This window comes from Pseudomonas sp. NPDC089392, assembly GCF_044749595.1.
Lineage (GTDB): Bacteria > Pseudomonadota > Gammaproteobacteria > Pseudomonadales > Pseudomonadaceae > Aquipseudomonas.
This window is the reverse complement of the sequence record NZ_JBIVIF010000100.1, coordinates 1-1,404: the sequence shown is the minus strand read 5'-3', so window position 1 is coordinate 1,404 and position 1,404 is coordinate 1. Positions and strand designations below refer to the sequence as shown.

General features: G+C 56.6%; 1 protein-coding gene. It reads right to left on the bottom strand.

Going from position 1 to position 1,404, the window contains the following annotated elements; genetic code table 11:
* Positions 1 to 11: 11 nt before the first annotated feature.
* Positions 12 to 1,325 carry an IS4 family transposase gene (locus ACIP1G_RS31960; protein ID WP_400744641.1) on the bottom strand — a complete coding sequence of 438 codons (1,314 nt, stop codon included), beginning with the start codon at positions 1,323 to 1,325 and terminating at the stop codon, positions 12 to 14.
* Positions 1,326 to 1,404: the final 79 nt, after the last annotated feature.

The window sequence follows — 1,404 nt, the reverse complement described above, 5'->3', positions numbered from 1 at the left end:
CCTAATGCCAGTCAGTTAAGCTCCCCAGGTTTCTTTTTCGGATATTTGGCAGGCTTGGGTTTGACGACCCTCGGATAACTGCGCTGCCGCCTCGCAGGCAACATAAAATGTTGACCTTGGGTTCGCAGCGCAGCCAGCCGCTGAGGAATCGTGCCTGGCGTTTCCAGTGGGCAGAACCTTAGTGCGTTAGCCACCGCCTGGGCCAGCCAAAGGAAACTCAAACGTTGCGGCGCCACCTTCAGCTCCCCAGCCATCTCGCGCATTTCCTGGCGAATCAGGTTGTAGGCGAGCAAGGTTCCCCACAACTCCTGACGTACCAAGTCCGGCTGCTTACTGCGCAATTGCTCGCCCTTAAGCAGGTTTTGCTTGATCTCGCGATACCCCAATTCGATTTCCCAGCGCTCGTTGTAGTGCCCAGCTACTTGATTGGCTGGATATCGTTTGGCATCAACCAACGAGGTGAGATAGCGTCGCGGTTTGTTGTCTATCGAATACTCGATAAGTCGCGCTTGCCAATGAGTCGGTAGATCCGGACGCTGCTTGAGTGCATCTCGTGACACGGCCAGTTGTACCAGCCAATCCCCGGACCCCAACTCTTCAAGCACCTCGTATTTAAGCGGCTTGCGAGCTCGCATCAGCCAGTGGCGCTCGGTTCCGCTGTTCTGCCAGTCGAGCAAAAGAGCGGCTGAGTAATATGCACGGTCAAAAATGGTCACCGAGTGGTCGCTTACAGCCTTCTCAAGCCCTCTGGCATGACGAAGCTCTCCGACAGCGAATTCACCAAAGGAGGCGGCGCGAATCAGATGACTATAAGTATCCATTAAGCAGACACCACGCACTTGTGGCCAAGCTCCATCGCCAGAGTGGGTCCGCCCACCACCAAACGTCTTACGATTTTCCGGGGTGTCTGGAGTGGACCACACCACACCGTCGACGGCAAAGCTACGCAAGCCCAAAAAGCTGGCGGACGCTGGCTGCTCGACATCCCCCCATGCTTGAGCCAACTGATCGAACAGTTCAGCCATCGGAGCCTCCCCAAGGCGCTGTCGGGCTTGGACTGAGGCGCTGGGCACGGGCGCCTTGGCATCGCCCAGCGCCAGCCCCAACTGCTGCACGATGAGCCAGATCGGTTCGTTCTTGAACAGTGCCAAACCCACCACCAGCCATACGATGCGTTCGGCCGGCAGGCGTCTGCGGCGAATGGAAACCGTACCAGTCGCCTCCAGCGCCTGCTCGACCCATGCCGGATCAATCAAATGGACGAAGCGCTCGAAGGAGATCGGGTTGAGTTTGCTGACTTCTAGAAGGTCGTTTTGAAGGGACATGAACCGAGCTCGTAAAAACAGAGCTCGTTTCTATTGTGGCTTGGCGAGCAAGTCAATTTCTTAACTGACTGGCATTAGG

Bases quoted from the DNA above. Each gene is read 5' to 3' on its own strand.
- ACIP1G_RS31960 (WP_400744641.1), bottom strand. From the start codon at position 1,325: ATGTCCCTTCAAAACGACCTTCTAGAAGTCAGCAAACTCAACCCGATC.